General features: G+C 49.6%; 25 protein-coding genes. All 25 read left to right on the top strand.

The features are described 5' to 3' along the window. The first annotated feature begins 7 nt into the window (after positions 1-7). The 25 genes from BN4275_RS04500 (at position 8) to BN4275_RS04610 (ending at position 15004) form a co-directional block, all read left to right on the top strand. A complete protein-coding gene (locus BN4275_RS04500; protein ID WP_066454513.1) occupies positions 8-472 on the top strand; it encodes a hypothetical protein in 465 nt (154 codons plus the stop codon). Continuing rightward, on the top strand, positions 465-965 hold the full coding sequence (locus tag BN4275_RS04505) for a class I SAM-dependent methyltransferase (protein ID WP_066454515.1): 501 nt from the start codon (positions 465-467) through the stop codon (positions 963-965). The genes BN4275_RS04500 and BN4275_RS04505 overlap by 8 nt, the downstream gene beginning before the upstream one ends. Continuing rightward, positions 965-1177: a Lar family restriction alleviation protein gene (locus BN4275_RS17890; protein ID WP_161940177.1), complete on the top strand. Its 213-nt coding sequence runs from the start codon at positions 965-967 to the stop codon at positions 1175-1177. The genes BN4275_RS04505 and BN4275_RS17890 overlap by 1 nt, the downstream gene beginning before the upstream one ends. After that, the gene (locus BN4275_RS04510; RefSeq protein WP_066454526.1) at positions 1170-1496 is read left to right on the top strand and encodes a hypothetical protein; all 327 of its coding nucleotides are present in this window, start codon (positions 1170-1172) and stop codon (positions 1494-1496) included. The genes BN4275_RS17890 and BN4275_RS04510 overlap by 8 nt, the downstream gene beginning before the upstream one ends. Then, on the top strand, positions 1474-1824 hold the full coding sequence (locus tag BN4275_RS04515; protein ID WP_154018820.1) for a hypothetical protein: 351 nt from the start codon (positions 1474-1476) through the stop codon (positions 1822-1824). Before BN4275_RS04510 ends, BN4275_RS04515 begins: the two co-directional genes overlap by 23 nt. Positions 1825-1857: 33 nt before the next feature. After that, positions 1858-2244, top strand: a complete 387-nt coding sequence (locus BN4275_RS04520; RefSeq protein ID WP_161940178.1) for a hypothetical protein — start codon at positions 1858-1860, stop codon at positions 2242-2244. Continuing rightward, positions 2222-2587, top strand: coding sequence for a hypothetical protein (locus BN4275_RS04525; protein ID WP_066454546.1), 366 nt, complete (start codon positions 2222-2224; stop codon positions 2585-2587). The genes BN4275_RS04520 and BN4275_RS04525 overlap by 23 nt, the downstream gene beginning before the upstream one ends. After that, the gene (locus BN4275_RS04530) at positions 2587-2976 is read left to right on the top strand and encodes a beta-sandwich lipoprotein (RefSeq protein ID WP_066454548.1); all 390 of its coding nucleotides are present in this window, start codon (positions 2587-2589) and stop codon (positions 2974-2976) included. The genes BN4275_RS04525 and BN4275_RS04530 overlap by 1 nt, the downstream gene beginning before the upstream one ends. A 15-nt stretch (positions 2977-2991) precedes the next feature. After that, positions 2992-3135 (top strand): hypothetical protein, encoded by a 144-nt coding sequence (locus BN4275_RS17205; RefSeq protein WP_154018821.1) that lies wholly within the window; start codon positions 2992-2994, stop codon positions 3133-3135. Between the two features lie 178 nt (positions 3136-3313). Then, positions 3314-3484: a hypothetical protein gene (locus tag BN4275_RS17210; protein WP_154018822.1), complete on the top strand. Its 171-nt coding sequence runs from the start codon at positions 3314-3316 to the stop codon at positions 3482-3484. A gap of 632 nt (positions 3485-4116) precedes the next feature. Next, positions 4117-4380 (top strand): hypothetical protein, encoded by a 264-nt coding sequence (locus BN4275_RS04540; protein WP_066454553.1) that lies wholly within the window; start codon positions 4117-4119, stop codon positions 4378-4380. Positions 4381-4587: 207 nt separating this feature from the next. Beyond that, the gene (locus BN4275_RS04550) at positions 4588-5028 is read left to right on the top strand and encodes a transposase (protein WP_066454555.1); all 441 of its coding nucleotides are present in this window, start codon (positions 4588-4590) and stop codon (positions 5026-5028) included. After that, positions 5018-6229: a PBSX family phage terminase large subunit gene (locus BN4275_RS04555; RefSeq protein ID WP_066454558.1), complete on the top strand. Its 1212-nt coding sequence runs from the start codon at positions 5018-5020 to the stop codon at positions 6227-6229. The genes BN4275_RS04550 and BN4275_RS04555 overlap by 11 nt, the downstream gene beginning before the upstream one ends. Position 6230: 1 nt before the next feature. Next, positions 6231-7610 carry a phage portal protein gene (locus tag BN4275_RS04560; protein ID WP_066454561.1) on the top strand — a complete coding sequence of 460 codons (1380 nt, stop codon included), beginning with the start codon at positions 6231-6233 and terminating at the stop codon, positions 7608-7610. Then, the gene (locus BN4275_RS04565; RefSeq protein ID WP_066454564.1) at positions 7607-9148 is read left to right on the top strand and encodes a minor capsid protein; all 1542 of its coding nucleotides are present in this window, start codon (positions 7607-7609) and stop codon (positions 9146-9148) included. The genes BN4275_RS04560 and BN4275_RS04565 overlap by 4 nt, the downstream gene beginning before the upstream one ends. Position 9149: 1 nt before the next feature. Next, on the top strand, positions 9150-9299 hold the full coding sequence (locus BN4275_RS17215) for a hypothetical protein (RefSeq protein WP_154018824.1): 150 nt from the start codon (positions 9150-9152) through the stop codon (positions 9297-9299). Between the two features lie 280 nt (positions 9300-9579). After that, positions 9580-10134, top strand: coding sequence for a phage scaffolding protein (locus BN4275_RS04570; protein WP_066454566.1), 555 nt, complete (start codon positions 9580-9582; stop codon positions 10132-10134). A 12-nt stretch (positions 10135-10146) separates the two neighbouring features. Beyond that, positions 10147-11253, top strand: a complete 1107-nt coding sequence (locus tag BN4275_RS04575) for a major capsid protein (RefSeq protein ID WP_066454573.1) — start codon at positions 10147-10149, stop codon at positions 11251-11253. Continuing rightward, positions 11253-11642 carry a head-tail connector protein gene (locus tag BN4275_RS04580; protein ID WP_066454575.1) on the top strand — a complete coding sequence of 130 codons (390 nt, stop codon included), beginning with the start codon at positions 11253-11255 and terminating at the stop codon, positions 11640-11642. The genes BN4275_RS04575 and BN4275_RS04580 overlap by 1 nt, the downstream gene beginning before the upstream one ends. Further along, positions 11621-11980: a hypothetical protein gene (locus BN4275_RS17455; protein ID WP_066454578.1), complete on the top strand. Its 360-nt coding sequence runs from the start codon at positions 11621-11623 to the stop codon at positions 11978-11980. Before BN4275_RS04580 ends, BN4275_RS17455 begins: the two co-directional genes overlap by 22 nt. After that, a complete protein-coding gene (locus BN4275_RS04590; RefSeq protein ID WP_066454581.1) occupies positions 11977-12399 on the top strand; it encodes an HK97 gp10 family phage protein in 423 nt (140 codons plus the stop codon). Before BN4275_RS17455 ends, BN4275_RS04590 begins: the two co-directional genes overlap by 4 nt. A gap of 1 nt (position 12400) precedes the next feature. Next, a complete protein-coding gene (locus BN4275_RS04595; RefSeq protein ID WP_066454583.1) occupies positions 12401-12877 on the top strand; it encodes a phage tail terminator family protein in 477 nt (158 codons plus the stop codon). Next, positions 12874-14145 (top strand): phage tail sheath subtilisin-like domain-containing protein, encoded by a 1272-nt coding sequence (locus BN4275_RS04600; RefSeq protein ID WP_066454585.1) that lies wholly within the window; start codon positions 12874-12876, stop codon positions 14143-14145. Before BN4275_RS04595 ends, BN4275_RS04600 begins: the two co-directional genes overlap by 4 nt. Before the next feature lie 13 nt (positions 14146-14158). After that, complete coding sequence (locus tag BN4275_RS04605; protein WP_066454587.1) at positions 14159-14620, top strand: phage tail tube protein; 462 nt, start codon at positions 14159-14161, stop codon at positions 14618-14620. 3 nt (positions 14621-14623) lie between these two features. Next, positions 14624-15004: a hypothetical protein gene (locus tag BN4275_RS04610; protein ID WP_079988067.1), complete on the top strand. Its 381-nt coding sequence runs from the start codon at positions 14624-14626 to the stop codon at positions 15002-15004. Positions 15005-15017: the final 13 nt, after the last annotated feature.

Genomic DNA, 15017 nt, shown 5'->3' on the forward strand with positions numbered 1-15017 from the left:
TCGAATCATGAAAAAAGAATTACCACGCATTTGTTACATACTCGGCGGGGAGGAAACGCCGCTGGAAATAGACGAAAAATTTGAGGTTAGATCAGAGGAAAGTTGTATTTTTGAAAACGCCTATGTGGACGAAAGCGGGGTTGTATACACGTCAGTCAGAAACACAATGAGCGGAGTCTATCTTTGTCAACTCATTCAAGGTAAGGTAAAAATCATCCGCCGCCCACGCTACACCGATCAGGATATCGCAATCATGCGCGGGAGAGTAGCGGAGGGCACACCGTGGGTTGCGCGTGATAAAGATGGATATCTGTATGCGTTCGAGAGAAAACCAGAATTACACGCGCTCGGAGCATGGTTCAGTGAAGATAATTGTTATTACACTATCGATGAAAATTTGCTGTTGTGGATAAACTTCGGCGAGTGCGTAGACCTGAGAGAGATATTACGGGAGGCGGATAAGGATGGATAAAAAGATACTCGATGTGACATGTGGATCTCGCACGATGTGGTTCGACAAGCACCATCCAGCTGCTATCTATTGCGATAAGCGCCGGGAGGAATATCGCAATCTTTGGAAAAACGCTGGGAATTGCGTCTTGAATATCCACCCGGATATCCTATGTGATTTTACGGCGCTCCCTTTCCCGGACAATTCGTTCGCCCTGGCCGTTTTTGATCCGCCCCACCTCACGGGGGCCAAAGAAACCGCGTGGCTGGTTAAAAAATACGGGAAGCTGGATGATAACTGGCCGCAGATGCTACATGATGGATTTGCCGAATGTATGCGGGTGCTGAAACCAGATGGGGTGTTGATCTTTAAGTGGTCAGAATACGACATCGCAGCAGAAAAAGTCTGGAAAGCAATTGGTCAGAAACCGCTATTTGGCCATCACAGCGGCAAGAAGTCCCAAACATTTTGGGGATGCTTTATGAAGCTCGAACCACCAAGGGAGGAGCACTGATGAAAGATTTAAAACCCTGCCCGTTCTGCGGCTCAGACGATATTAGAGCGTGTGCATATGAAATAAGTTCTGAATGTTACATCAAATGTTGGAATTGCGGGGCGAGAATAGATGCTGATATTCCGTGGGGAGATTCGGATATACAAGAGCACGATAACGCTTGCTTGAAAGCATTACGTAAACTTTGGAACAGGAGGAGCACCAATGGCTGAATACATAGAGCGGGAAGCGCTGTTTGGCGCAATAGGGCAGCGCCATGAGATTGACGGAAATCACCGGGCTGCGCAAATTTTAGAGTGTATTTTAGAGGCTCCTGCCGCCGATGTCGCGCCGGTAGTGCATGGTCAGTGGGAACCTTATCAGGTAGAGTGTGGAAACCCATTTTCCGGACGGGAAGGGATGCTGATAGATGTATTAAGATGTTCGAATTGTCACGCTTATTTTGACGCGGGTGAAGCGCTAAATTACTGTCCCAACTGCGGTTGTAAAATGTGGGAGGGAAAGGAAGATGAGAAACATGACAACCAATGAAGCAATCAAGTGGTTCGAAAATCGAAAGAGCGGCAGTACAATGCCCGGCGCAAGGATGGTTTTTGATATGGCACTCGAAGCCCTGCGCGAGAAAGCCGACCGCGAGAATCCGGAGCCGCTGACGCTGGAGGAACTGCGGCAGATGGACGGGGAACCTGTGTGGGCTGAATTTGATAAAAAACCAAATTGGAAGGGTTATCGCCTTGTAAAATGGGACGATCAAATAAACGCCGTCCGCCTTTGGGACAATTTGGGTGCATGGTATGACGCACGGAACGGCTACGGCGGAACATGGCGAACCTACCGCGAGAAACCAAAGGAGGAATGACTTCTGGAACGACTAACTATCAGCAAGAATCCCATGTGTGAGGTTGAATATTGTAATCACGAAAACTGTATGTCCTGCTGGGGGATGAAGGCAACTAAAAAACTGGCCTACTACGAGGACATCGGCACAGTGGAAGAATTCGCCGCGCTGAAAAAGGCCCATGACGACGGGCGGTTGGTAGAGTTGCCAATAATCGCTATGATAGAGCAAACACTCGAAAATGGCAAATTTAAAAACAGCGCGAAAGCGCGAGCGTATAATGGCCGATACGCCGTAGTTTATATTGACAAAAGCAAATGGTCAACACCTCTAATAGATATCTGCGGCAGTACCCCATACCGGATCGACGAAGCGGTTGACAGAATGGCCGCGCTGAAGGAAAAGGAGACTGGAACCGATGTATACCAGCAAGACGATTGAGGAGTTTCTATCCTTTCTCCGGGACAGCGCTCAGATTTATCACATCCGGCGAGCAGAACAGGAGGAACAGGAGAAAATTACCCAAGACATCCTACACTCATTAGAGCTGGACAACCTCAATTATCGGGATACCGCAAAAGCCGCCATAAGGCTCCGGGAAGCCCGCCAGAAGCGCAGGGAAGCCAAAGACGCGGCGGAAGAACTAGCGCCTATAGAGCAATATGTCAGAAATAATCAACCTGAAATAAAGGCCTTGGAGCGGCTCCTTGGAGATGTGCGCAAGGTGGAACGCAAACACGAAAACAGAATTTATATACCGAAATCGCAAAAGGAGGACAAATGATGAAAAGAGTTCTTATCGTTTTACTCGCATTAGTTATGATTATTCTTGTGGGATGCGGAACCGAAGCGGAAAGGGTTTCATATAATCTATCCCAACAAGCGGATAATTTCAACGATATTCGTCAGGTTACGGTTATCAACTGTCTACAAGGGGACGTTCTTTTCCAGATGACCGGTAAATTGTCTATTACAGCGGATGCCGCTGACAACCAGTTGGAAATTGTTGTAGAGGACGAGAACGGCGAATACAAGAAACACTTTATCGGCCTTAGTGATAACGTTACTTATGTAGTCGAAGATATCACAACCGGAGGTGTAGACCGTTACAAATATACTCTTAACTTTAACCCCAAAATGTGGCTCCCCGTTGGAATCGAAACAATCGACTAGTTAAGGAGGCTACCCATGATTAATGCAACATCCGATGTGCTCTTTGCCCTCTCCTGTTTTATCCTCGTTGGTTTTGCTTTTACGGTCGGCAGGATGATCGCGGAGTTGTTGCTCGGAGGATTATTCAGCCGCCGGAAAACAGACGAGGACAAGCCGTGATTTACCCATGCGATACCTGTAAAAAGAGAATATGCCCCATTTATCACAACAGAGAGTACGAGTTGAGGAGTTGTGCCGATTGGAGAGAGTGGTTTATACAGGAGTGGGGCAGCATACAGCAAGCGGCCATTAGTACCAACAAAGATGTAACTTGCAATTTAGAGGGATATATGCTATAATGAAAGTAGTAGATAAAAAGAAACTATTGACCGGCGACCTTGTGCAAGAAATTGAGAATATTGTCTTGCGGGGCAATGTGGCGGAGGTCAAAAGGCTCAAACATGAAGTCGTTGTGTTTGAGAAAATATCAGAAAGAAAAATATCGGCTCCCGTAGAGTCTCGGGAGTAACAGCCAGAGTGGGCTATGAGCAGAAATGCTTGTAGTCCACTTTTTTATTTTACTTATGAAAAATCTCGAAGAACTGAAAATCGAATATCTCAACCAATTAGAGCCCATCAGGAAGCGCCGGGAGACTTTGCAAACGGGCTTGAAAGGCTTATGTGGGAAAGAACGCGACGAACTGGAAAAGCGCATTAAAGGGCTTTATCGCTCGGAACAGAGCCTGTTATACAGTTTGTCGCAGATCCAGGCGAGCATTGACGGAAAGACAAAGTGTTGATATGCCGCAAAGGGTGCATGAACCGGATGCGGTACAGTGAACGTGTTGCAGAAACTTGCGAAGCCTGCGGCCAAACCGCGACCGGACGGGATATTAAGGACGGTAACAGCCGGAAAGACGGCAACACGCGGGGAACAGTAGCCCAGCAGCACAAATGAGCGCGGTAGCGTTTGTGTTGTGCCGTAGCTCGTACCTACGGCCCCGCTCCACCCGCATACATTTGCAGCCTCCTTTCACCCGCTGGCATACCGGGTAAAGTATGCCACCTTACCAAAAAGTGACCGAAAAACAAGAACAAATTATCATCAAACCCGCATAGAAAGCCAGTTTAGGGGCGGCCGAAAAAGAGAGGTTATTGTTTATGAAATACAAGAAAAAACCGGTCGAGATTGATGCCATTCGTTTTTATGATGATAGCAATACACAGACTGAACTGTCTGTTTTGGGATTAGACCCAGTAAGGGTTAACTATGCAGACAAGGATAACCCCAGGCTTGTGATTGATACCCTTGAAGGCACTATGTTTGCATCTGTAGGAGATTATATTATTCGAGGGGTCAAAGGTGAATTCTATCCATGCAAACCGGACGTTTTCGAATTGACTTATGAGGCAACGTCTGAATAAGGGCGGTGGCTATCATCGACCTGGAAACACTGGAACAAGAGCGGGTGCGTATCTTACGCGAGCGCATAGAGATCAATGAGCGCTTAATCCACAAGACCGGGAAGAAGCGCAGGGAGGCAAAAGCGGAGTTGAGGGATCTTAATGCACAGTATGAGGCGGTGTGCCGGGAGATAAAGAAAGCCAAAAAAATATAAGCGTGGTGGTGATGTGGCGAATGGTAAATATCAAGAGTGGCTAACGCCAGAAGGTTTGACAAAACTTGAAGGTTGGGCGCGGGACGGGTTGACCGATGAACAGATCGCAATAAATATCGGGATTTCTCGCTCTACATTGGGAGAATGGAAAAAGTCACACTCGGTCATTTCGGACACCCTAAAAAGGGGCAAGGAAATTGTTGACCGACAAGTGGAAAACGCCCTCCTGAAACGGGCGCTTGGATACGAATATACAGAGCAGAAAATAGAAATAGACGAAAGCGGTCGCAAAAAAGTATCGCAGACGATAAAGCAGGTAGTGCCCGATACGACCGCTCAAATCTTCTGGCTGAAGAATCGCAAACCTGAGCAGTGGCGCGATCGGCCCAATGCTTCCGATAAAGACGCGGGCGCATGGGAAGATCTCATAAGGGGAATGATGGATGAGGTATAGTGATAAGCAGGCCGAGCTGCTTCGGATGTTCAAGCAGGGACAGCTTCGGCGCATCAATATCCTGCATGGTTCCGTTCGCTCAGGCAAGACTTGGATATCTCTGGTGCTGTGGGCATTCTGGATTCTGTCCATGCCGCGAGACGGTTCCTACTTGATGGTAGCAAAGACCCTGACCAGTTTAAAACGAAACTGTCTCGACCTTCTAGAAACACTGGCGGGCCGTGAACACTTTACATATTCCTTGTCAGCAAAACAGGCAACGCTATTTGGCAGAACGGTTTATCTCGAGGGCGTAAACGACGCTCGGGCGGAGAGCAAGATTCGGGGCATGACCTTGGCCGGTGCCTACTGCGACGAGTTGACACTATTCACCGAGGATTTCTTCTCTATGCTGCTATCCCGATTATCTGACCCAGGAGCAAAACTTTTTGGGACAACAAACCCGGACACGCCGTTTCATTGGATCAAAGTCAAGTATATCGACCGGCAGGATGAGCTTGACATGCTGGTAATGCAATTTCTGATAGACGACAATCCATATCTTGACCCTGAGTATGTAGAACAGCTCAAAAAGGAATACACTGGAGTTTTCAACGATCGATTCATCAAGGGGCTTTGGGTAGTAGCGGAAGGCTTGATTTATCCGATGTTTGACCCGAAAAAGCATGTCGTCAAGGCGGAGGATAGGCCATATAAACAATATTACATATCTTGCGACTATGGAACCGCAAACCCAACAAGCATGGGTTTGTGGGGCGAATATGAAGGCATATGGTATAGAATCCGTGAACGCTATTGGGATGGCCGGACAAATGGGCAAAAGACCGACGAGGAACACTATTCAGACCTTGAACAGCTGGCGGGCGGGCTTCCGATACGCAAGGTTATCGTTGACCCTTCTGCCGCGAGCTTCATCGAGTGCATACGAAGACACAGACGTTTCAGGGTTCAACCGGCAAATAATGATGTAATCGACGGAATACGGGATGTCGGAACTTGCCTGTCACTTGAAAAGATAAAATTTAACGACTGCTGTGCAAATTCATTCGCGGAATTTTCTGTCTATGTATGGGATGACAAGGCCGTCTGCGATAAGCCGGTTAAAGATCATGACCACGCAATGGACGACATTAGGTATTTCGTCCACACGATTGTAATGTCTCAACCGGGAATCCGCGTACTAAAGCCGAAGGAGGGATAGCTTGGAATTAGAAGTCATTAAAAAGCTGATAAAGGATAAGGTAGGCGGTCATTCGGCTTATATCTCCGATGCAAACATTGCGGATCTTTACTATGATACCAACAACGACATAGAGAGAAGTAGGTTGGAGGAATCTTCTGACAGCAAAAGCCCTCTGCGTACAGCGGATAACCGAGTATCGCACAACTTTTATCAAATACTCGTCGATCAAACTGCGGCATATATGTTCACCTATCCTCCGACCTTTGATACGGGAAATAAGCCGCTAAATAAAAAAATTATGGAGATTTTGGGGGATAAGTATCAGAAGATCTGCAAGGATCTTTCTATTGATGCCAGTAACCATAAGACTGCATGGCTGCACGTTTGGAAGGACAGCGAGAACCGATTCCGATATGCGATAATTGATGGGCGCGAAGTGATCCCGCTCTATTCGGGTTCCATCGACCACGAATTGATCGCAGTGTTGCGCAAGTACCTGCAAACAGACGATCAAGGCAAGGTGTGGTGTGTTTACGAATATTGGACAGACAAGGACGCATCGGCATATCGTTGCTATGGCGGAGATATTAATGCGCTGGAAGCTTACCAGATGTTTTCGGCCTTAGATGTCGACACACAGGCGCATCAAGCATCTGAAATCATGCCCCATGATTGGGGCGTTGTACCGTTCGTCGAATTTGCCAACAACAATAAGCGGCAGAACGATCTAAAAAACGTCAAAAAGCTAATCGACGTTTACGACAAGGTGCTTTCTGGCTATATCAACGATATCGAGGATATTCAACAGGTTATCTTTTTGCTCGAAGGCTACGGCGGAACGGATCTGGATGAATTTCTGGGGCAGCTCAGAAAATATAAAGTGGTCGATATGCAGAACCGACCGGATCAAAGGGCCGGAATGTCTACTTTGTCCATTGAAATCCCGGTGGAAGCCCGCAACAAGCTGGCAGAGATCGTTGAAAAGAATATCTATCGACTGGGGCAGGGCGTTGACATTAACCCGGACAAACTTGGACAGGCAAAGGGCGTTGTAATTGATCACCTATATGGATTCCTAGAGCTGAAAGCAGGGCTAAAAGAAACAGAATTCCGCCTTGGGTTCGGTAAGTTGGTTCGGATGATCCTAAAATATTTGGGGGAAAACACAGAAACTCCAATTACGCAGACGTGGCAGCGTAACAAAATCCGAGATGATCTGGAGCTGTCACAAATCATTGCGAATCTCGCCGCAGTAACCTCGCGGCAGAACATAGCCAAAGCAAACCCGCTGGTGGAAGATTGGGAGGAGGAGCTCTCGCTTCGAGCCGACGAAGCGGAGGAGGATATGCGACGATTTGAAACACCCGACCTGCCGCCGAAGGACGGCAATGACGCATGAAGTCGCGGGACTACTGGCAGGAACGCACACAGGCCCGATATTTGACCGCAGAGGCCGATATCTTCACAGCAAAGAAAACCCTTGTGCGGTCGTTTGAGCGGGCGCGGCGCGACTTGCAAAGTCAGATTGACGCATTCTACGGACGGTACGCAAGAAACAATAAGCTGTCGCTGGCAGATGCGCAGAAAGCCTTGTCGCTGGCGGAGTTGCGGGACTTTAAAGACGATCTGGAGTCCTTCCGAAAGCTCGCAATTGACAGCATGAGCACCTTTAACCTGGAGTTGGACAACCTGTCGGTCAAAGCGCGGATCACCCGCTTGCAGGCGCTAAAATGCCAAGTGGACGCGGTGATTGAAAAGCTGTACATAGACCAGCGGGGCCAGATTGCGACCATAGGCGCAGAAATCTACACCGACCAATACCACCGGACGCTGTTTGATATCGACCGCTACACTGGCTTTCATCAGGAGTTTGCGCAGATATCCGACGAGACGATCAAGCGACTGCTGGATTATCCATTCGATGGCTTGATGTTTTCCACCCGCCTGTGGCGGCAGTCGGAGGATTTGAAACCGCAGATTCAACAGCTCATCAACCAGATGTTGATTACCGGCAAACCGCCACAGGACTACGCGGAGGAACTCGCAAAGCGGTTCTCGGTCAAACGGAGCGAGGCATATCGGCTACTTTATACCGAATCTGCGTTCATGGCGAACCAGGCGCACACCGACGCATACCGTGCGGATGGGATCGAGCGATATATCTTCGACGCAACACTGGATGGGACGACCTGCCCGGAATGCGGGGCGCTCGATAGCAAGGATTTTGCTTTAAAGGATTTAAAAGTCGGGATCAACGCGCCGCCTATGCACCCATACTGCCGATGTGTCAAGATTCCAATGATTGAGGGTGTGGAATATGACGGCACCCGGTTTGCACGGGATGCGGATGGAAATTCGATAGAAGTTCCGGCCAACATGACCTACGCACAATGGAAAAAGCAATATATTGACGCAGAAAAGGCAGGTGGTATAATTAATGCAAAAGAGAAGTATAGCGGAATAACACGGGATGAGAACCGATTGATTCGCGGGAAAAAAGAAACTGCTATTGTCTACGGGCCTGACGGTTCGACGCTTCTCGTTAAAAAGGGCGGTGAGAGATCCGTTCGCTTTACCGCTCGAGAAGTTGGGATGATGAGGGGCGGGATTCTAACACATAACCACCCAGAGGACACAACCTTTTCCCCTGCCGATATCAATATGCTGCGTGGATCGGGGTTGGCGGAAATTCGCGCCGTAACCAGTGGGGGCGTTTACCGCCTTAAACAGCCCACACGTTGGGATAGTGCTTTTAATACCCGAACAAAAATTGAGGCCGAATACACAAAGTTAGAGGAACTGATTGAACCTAAGGTGTGGGCACGATGCGAAGCGGGAGAAATAACACTGGCAGAATACAACCAAATCTATCAGCACCAAATTTTATTACAGCTTGCGGAACAATTTGGGCTTGACTATGCTTTTGAGGTAAAATGATATGGGAGAAAATCGGATTGTAAAGATCAGTGAAGTGGATAGCTTCGAGGACTATCCGGAAGATACCGTCTTTGAACTGGATGAAGATGGCGGAAAACATCGACCGGAACGCAAACTGCCGGAACCACCGCCAAAACGCGAGGTGGAATAATGCTAAAGCCATATAAATGCCGCCAGTGCGGAAGGCTGCTCTTTGAAGCAGAGTTGAGAGACGGCGAAATCGTAAAGATTTGCCCAAAGTGCAAGACGCGAAACATATTCAAGGCTGATCCAAAGAAAACTGCATAACGTAGCGCACCCAGCGTGCCAGTAGATGTAAGTCTATTGGCACGCTTTTTATTTTACAAAAATTGTCCGGCCCGACGACATGAAAACTACGGGCGGCCCAGTGATGCGACCACTTGAAAAAGCATAGCCGGAATGGAGGAATTATGAAAACAGAGGAATTGCTTGCGCTCGGCCTGACCGAAGAACAGGTGACTAAGGTACTGACCATTAACAGCAAGGATATCGAAAAGTTCAAAAACACAAACGACTCGATGAAAACCGAGCTGGCGGGTCTGCACGATCAGCTCAAAACCGCCAACGAAACCATTGAAGGGTTTAAAAAGCTGGATGTCGATGGAATAAAAAAGGCGGCGCAGGAGTGGAAGGACAAGCACGCCGCCGATACAGCGGCCCTTACAGAAAAGCTCAAGCAGCAGAGCCGTGACGCGGCGATTCGCCTTGCTGTAGCTCACGAGAACGTGCACGACGATGCTCTGACGGTAGCGGCGCTCGACCTTAATAAGATCACCGTAGCGGACGACGGGACGATTACCGGCCTGTCAGATCAATTGACGGCGCTCCGGGAATCCAAGCCGTTCCTGTTTAAAACCGGGGAAATGAAACACGAATATACACCAAATGGCGGGAATCCTCCTCAGGCAGACCTTGATAAGATGTCAGATGCGGAGTGGTTCGCCGTACATAGCCAGAAAAACTAAAGGAGAGATATCATGGCAAATCAGTTCATCAGCATCATTGAGCTCGCGCGTCAGTCCCTGATGCGCCTCCAGGAAAATCTTGTATTCCCGAACCTAATTTACAAGGACTATTCGCATGATTTCCAGATGGGAAAAGGTGCGAAAGTGCAGGTTAGAAAACCGGTCGTACTAGAGGCAAAAAGTTTTAATGCCTCCACTGGAATTGAGACACAGGATGTCAAAGAACAGAGTGTGGAAGTCGAGCTGAACGAGATCGCAACAGTCGACATTGAGGTCGGCGCACTGGAAGGCGCGGTCAGTTTTGACGATGTGAACCGGCTGTTCGTTATCCCTGCCGCAAACGCTCTGGCTGAGAAGATCAACAGCGACGGCCTTTATCTTTATAAGGACATTCCGTATATCGGCGGCACCGCAGGAACCACGCCGGACGACCTGACTGACCTTTCGGAAGTCCGACGCATTCTCAACGAAAACAAGGTTCCTATCTCTGGCCGATGCGCCGTATGGGACACTGAGGCCGATGCAAAATTTACCACAATCCCGGCGATTGTCAACGCGGAGAAATCCGGCACCACTGCTGCGCTGCGCGAGGGCTCCATCGGTCGCATCTTTGGCCTTGACAATTACATGGCACAGGGCGTTAAGAAACACGCCAAAGGCACCTTGTCCGCAGAAGTCAAGCCGAAATCGGCAACCAATGCAGGAGCAACCTCGCTTACACTGTCCGCAGCTACCGTAACCGGTACGCTTGTCAAGGGCGACGTGCTTACCATCCTGAATGATCACTATGTGGTTACCGAGGATGCAACCGCCGCATCTAACGAGATCACGGTCAATATTTATCCGGCACTGAAAAAGAATGTAACGACCGCAACTGTCGTTGCTGTAGCAGGGAATCATACCGCAAACCTTGCCTTTAACCCGCAGGCATTTGCATTTGTCACCCGCCCGCTGGTTAAGCCCTCCGGCGTAGAAAGCTATGTGGTTAACTTTAACGGCATGTCTCTGCGCGTGACGAAGGGATATGACATGAAGTACAAGAAAGAAATGCTCTCTATGGACATCCTGTATGGTTACAAGACCATGTACCCGGAACTGGCTGTCCGCTATATGGGCTAATGTTTACGGCGGCGGATGTCGTCAAGCGTCTACAGCTGGACGGGGTAATCCCGTCCAGCGCACCGGACGCAAAGACGCTGGCCCAGATTGACGACATGGCCGAGAAGGCCATGAACTATATCCACTCTGACGGCATCCCGGATGGCCTGTTTCGGGCGTTCTGCAAACTCTGCGCCGCTTACATCTCCAACTGTGATGCTGGATCAGCCGGAACGGGAGAGGTCAAGAGTATATCCGAAGGAGACACCACCGTCACCTTTGCAACCTCGACAGAAACGGCGGCGATGGGTGCGGACGGGATCATCTCGCAGTATGCAAGCGACCTGAACCGATACCGGAGCGTTTATTTCAGAAAGGCGGATGTGCCGTGGGCTTTTCAGCAAATGTGATATTGCGCGGAAAATCCGCCCTTGCAATCCTCCGGGATGACCACGCGAAGGTGATGCGGCTTGACCCTTATGGGGAATCAATTGATGCGGATACCGTGATATACGATTCCCTGCCATGCCATTTGTCCCAAACCACATTTCCGGTATCGGAAGGCGAGGACACCGCGTCGCAGACCACAACGGTATTTACCCTATTCGTGGACGACGGCGCGGACATCCGACAGGGCGACGAAATCACCGTCACCCACAAAGGGCAGGTATTCACAGGCACGGCAGGACTTCCGCTTCGGGGGACGTTCAGCCTGTCCGTGAAACTGGAAAGCGTGAGGATATCATGAGCGAGAATGCAAAAGCGCTGGCAGATTTCCGCAAGAAACTTGAAATGCTTCTGGGCGACTTCGACGAGAGCGCAAAGCGCGTCGTGGTTGCACAGGCTAATCACGGAATGGGTGTAACCATCAAGAATACACCGGTTGGGAAGTCTTATCCGGGGCATGTTGGCGGAACCCTTAAACGAGGGTGGAAGCGAAATAAATATCGAAGAATCGGGAACGCTCACGTTTCTGGGTACTCAAACAATGTTGAGTATGGTGTTTATGTGAATAACGGACATCGGACGGTCAATCAGAAGGGCGAGACTACCGGATGGGTGGAAGGCAGGTTCATGCTCGATAAGGGCGTGAACGAGGCCGACCGAAAGCTCCCGCAGCTATTTGATGCGGAGATTGCGCGTATAAAGCGGGAAACGGGATTCTGACATGAAAAGTAATGTGTTTACTGATTCCATCCTAAAAAAACGGGAAGCCGAAGGCAAACTGACCATTGCAGACAATGTGACCCTTGCGCTGGCTGACGCGCTGGCCGAGCTGTTCCCGGAGCTTCCAATCCATACTGGCCCGGTTCGGCAGGATGTCAGGCTCCCATGCTGGTTTGTGTCCTTTTATGAGATGGTCAATTCGCAAAAGCTGGACGACCTGACCGAATACGAATTCGGCTTTGATCTCGCTTATTGGCCGAAAAACAGGTCAAGCAACGCTGAGATAAACGCGGCACTCTACACGGCCTTACAGGGGCTTTACAGGCTTCAAAGCGATGGATGGGAATATACCGTCTACCGCAAGAACAGCGCGGTTACCGACCGCGTGGGGCATGTCACGGGCATTGTAAGGGCGTTTGAGCAAACCATACCGGATGACCCGATCATCCAGAAAGCAGAAAAGGAAGTGACAATATGATTGATAGAGTAATTCCCGGCGTGAGCGTGGAAACCATTGCCGGGGAACGGGAGGCGCAGCTTGGGACGCTGGGCGTTGTGGCAATGCCGCTGGAACTGAGTTGGGGCGCAACGGTTATCGAAATTGAGCGCGGCGACGACACCACTGCGAGTCTTGGCTACCGGCTTTCCGATCCGGCAATCAAGCTGGTGGGCGAAGTCATGAACTATGCCAACAAGCTGATTCTGTATCGGCTGACGGCAGGAACACAGGCGACGGGACCGCTCGCGTCCGGCATTACTGCAAAGGCAGTTTACGGCGGTATAGTGGGCAATAACATTAAAGTGGTGGTTGCAGCTTCAGGGGATAACTGGAGCGTCAAGACCTTCCTCGGCACCGTCGAGATGGACGAGCAGATTATTGCAGCGCCCGCTGACTTCAAGGCGAACGGTTTCATTCAGATTGAGGGAACCGGAACGCTGGCAGCGGCGACTGTCTCGCTCACTGGTGGGGCTGATGCGACGGCGGACGCGGACGATTACGATGTGTTCCTTGCGGAAATCCAGAAATACGACTATAACGTCATGGCTTACACCGGCACCGATTCAACCATTGCCAATGAGCTCATCGGTTTCATCGGAGAACAACGGGAATCCGGTACGATGGTGCAGCTTGTGCAGAGCGTGGTATCCGCAGACGATCCGGCAATCTATAAAAGCACCATCGGCGGGAAAACGCTGAATTACGACCTGACCGCCGCCGAAGCCTGCGCGACAATGGCGGGGATCATTGCAAAGTGTGGGATCGATAGCAGCGCGACACATTTTGACGGGGTGGAGGGCTGGATGGACGTTTCCACCCGGTTGACCATCGAGCAGCAGAAAACCAAAACCCGCGCGGGGGAACTCCTGTTCGTGCTCAAAAACGGCAAGGTGATCGTGCTCTACGACATCAACAGCTTGATTACATACACCGACCAGAAACCAAAGGATTTCCACAAAGGTCTGGTCATGCGGACGCTTGACAGCTACCAGACCGACTTACAGCTGTTGCTTGACCAGAAGGTGATCGGGAAGATCCGCAACGGTGTGGACGGCAGAAACCAGATTAAAGGCATGATTGCCAAAATGACCGTTGAGAATTATTTGAATCCGGGATATGTCGAAGGCTTTACCGCCGACGACATCACTGTGATTATGGGTTCAGATCGGGATTCGGTCAAGGCGACGGTTGGTATCCGCGTGGTTGACACGGTGGATAAGATTTATGTCACTGTGATTTCGCAGTAAAGGAGGGGATTAGATGGCTTTAGCAAGAACCAGGCGGCTCCGAGACATCCCGACCGGTCATGATGGGAATGCATATCTAACTGTTGATGGCAGGCGATATGACGCTTTTTTGATTTCCAAAATGAATATCGGGTTCGAGACAATTACTGATGAAAAGCGATTTCTAGAAGAACTGATGACACAGCACGCCGCACGCGGCGGCAACATTACCGGCAGTGTAACCTATTACAATTGCACAAGCGCGTTTGTAAAAGCTGTCGAGGCATGGAAAAACGGCGAGGCGGAATACCCAGACATTACAATTCAATCTTATTCAAAGGTTGCGGGCATCGGGAGACAGGAAATTTTGGCGACCGGCGTAATCCTGAAAAATATTGGCCTTCTCACGCTGGACGACGGCAGTGATACAGCTTCTACTTTCGATAGTGATCTGACCGCAGACGACTTCCAGACGATTGAATCTTTTAAGGAGTAAATCATGAAAAATCTTGACAGCTTTCTCCATCCGGAGCGAAAACCAAACATCAGATTTAAACTTTCGTCTTTTGCCGATGAATTTGAAATGCGCGTGCTGAGCGCCGAAGAAGACCGGAAAGTTCTTCGTAGTCTTGGCGATAAAAAGGATGCAACCGACGCACTTATCGCTTATGCAGCAGAGGCGCTTGTTGTGCCTGACCTGCGTGACGCTGAGTTTCAAAATGCCCTTGCTGAAAATGTCGGGCATCCAATTATGAATCCCGCTGACGCGCTGATAGCTATGACAACTAGCGCGGAACTTGCGCAGATAATCAGTGTGTACACGGACTATTCCGGTGTCGATGTCTCGTTTAGAGACGAAGTTGAAGAAGTAAAAAACTGATAGAGCAGGGCGA

This window comes from Anaerotruncus rubiinfantis (genome assembly GCF_900078395.1).
In the GTDB taxonomy this organism is placed as follows: Bacteria; Bacillota; Clostridia; order Oscillospirales; family Ruminococcaceae; genus Anaerotruncus; species Anaerotruncus rubiinfantis.

What these genes read in the sequence shown, in the direction of transcription:
- BN4275_RS04610 (WP_079988067.1), top strand. Translation starts at nt 14,624, where the DNA reads ATGAAAAATCTTGACAGCTTTCTCCATCCGGAGCGAAAACCAAACATC.
- BN4275_RS04600 (WP_066454585.1), top strand. Translation starts at nt 12,874, where the DNA reads ATGATTGATAGAGTAATTCCCGGCGTGAGCGTGGAAACCATTGCCGGG.
- BN4275_RS17205 (WP_154018821.1), top strand. Translation starts at nt 2,992, where the DNA reads ATGATTAATGCAACATCCGATGTGCTCTTTGCCCTCTCCTGTTTTATC.
- BN4275_RS04565 (WP_066454564.1), top strand. Translation starts at nt 7,607, where the DNA reads ATGAAGTCGCGGGACTACTGGCAGGAACGCACACAGGCCCGATATTTG.
- BN4275_RS04505 (WP_066454515.1), top strand. Translation starts at nt 465, where the DNA reads ATGGATAAAAAGATACTCGATGTGACATGTGGATCTCGCACGATGTGG.
- BN4275_RS04510 (WP_066454526.1), top strand. Translation starts at nt 1,170, where the DNA reads ATGGCTGAATACATAGAGCGGGAAGCGCTGTTTGGCGCAATAGGGCAG.
- BN4275_RS17210 (WP_154018822.1), top strand. Translation starts at nt 3,314, where the DNA reads ATGAAAGTAGTAGATAAAAAGAAACTATTGACCGGCGACCTTGTGCAA.
- BN4275_RS04525 (WP_066454546.1), top strand. Translation starts at nt 2,222, where the DNA reads ATGTATACCAGCAAGACGATTGAGGAGTTTCTATCCTTTCTCCGGGAC.
- BN4275_RS04580 (WP_066454575.1), top strand. Translation starts at nt 11,253, where the DNA reads ATGTTTACGGCGGCGGATGTCGTCAAGCGTCTACAGCTGGACGGGGTA.
- BN4275_RS04520 (WP_161940178.1), top strand. Translation starts at nt 1,858, where the DNA reads ATGTGTGAGGTTGAATATTGTAATCACGAAAACTGTATGTCCTGCTGG.
- BN4275_RS04570 (WP_066454566.1), top strand. Translation starts at nt 9,580, where the DNA reads ATGAAAACAGAGGAATTGCTTGCGCTCGGCCTGACCGAAGAACAGGTG.
- BN4275_RS17215 (WP_154018824.1), top strand. Translation starts at nt 9,150, where the DNA reads ATGGGAGAAAATCGGATTGTAAAGATCAGTGAAGTGGATAGCTTCGAG.
- BN4275_RS04540 (WP_066454553.1), top strand. Translation starts at nt 4,117, where the DNA reads ATGAAATACAAGAAAAAACCGGTCGAGATTGATGCCATTCGTTTTTAT.
- BN4275_RS17890 (WP_161940177.1), top strand. Translation starts at nt 965, where the DNA reads ATGAAAGATTTAAAACCCTGCCCGTTCTGCGGCTCAGACGATATTAGA.
- BN4275_RS04590 (WP_066454581.1), top strand. Translation starts at nt 11,977, where the DNA reads ATGAGCGAGAATGCAAAAGCGCTGGCAGATTTCCGCAAGAAACTTGAA.
- BN4275_RS04530 (WP_066454548.1), top strand. Translation starts at nt 2,587, where the DNA reads ATGAAAAGAGTTCTTATCGTTTTACTCGCATTAGTTATGATTATTCTT.
- BN4275_RS04575 (WP_066454573.1), top strand. Translation starts at nt 10,147, where the DNA reads ATGGCAAATCAGTTCATCAGCATCATTGAGCTCGCGCGTCAGTCCCTG.
- BN4275_RS04500 (WP_066454513.1), top strand. Translation starts at nt 8, where the DNA reads ATGAAAAAAGAATTACCACGCATTTGTTACATACTCGGCGGGGAGGAA.
- BN4275_RS04515 (WP_154018820.1), top strand. Translation starts at nt 1,474, where the DNA reads ATGAGAAACATGACAACCAATGAAGCAATCAAGTGGTTCGAAAATCGA.
- BN4275_RS04555 (WP_066454558.1), top strand. Translation starts at nt 5,018, where the DNA reads ATGAGGTATAGTGATAAGCAGGCCGAGCTGCTTCGGATGTTCAAGCAG.
- BN4275_RS04595 (WP_066454583.1), top strand. Translation starts at nt 12,401, where the DNA reads ATGAAAAGTAATGTGTTTACTGATTCCATCCTAAAAAAACGGGAAGCC.
- BN4275_RS04605 (WP_066454587.1), top strand. Translation starts at nt 14,159, where the DNA reads ATGGCTTTAGCAAGAACCAGGCGGCTCCGAGACATCCCGACCGGTCAT.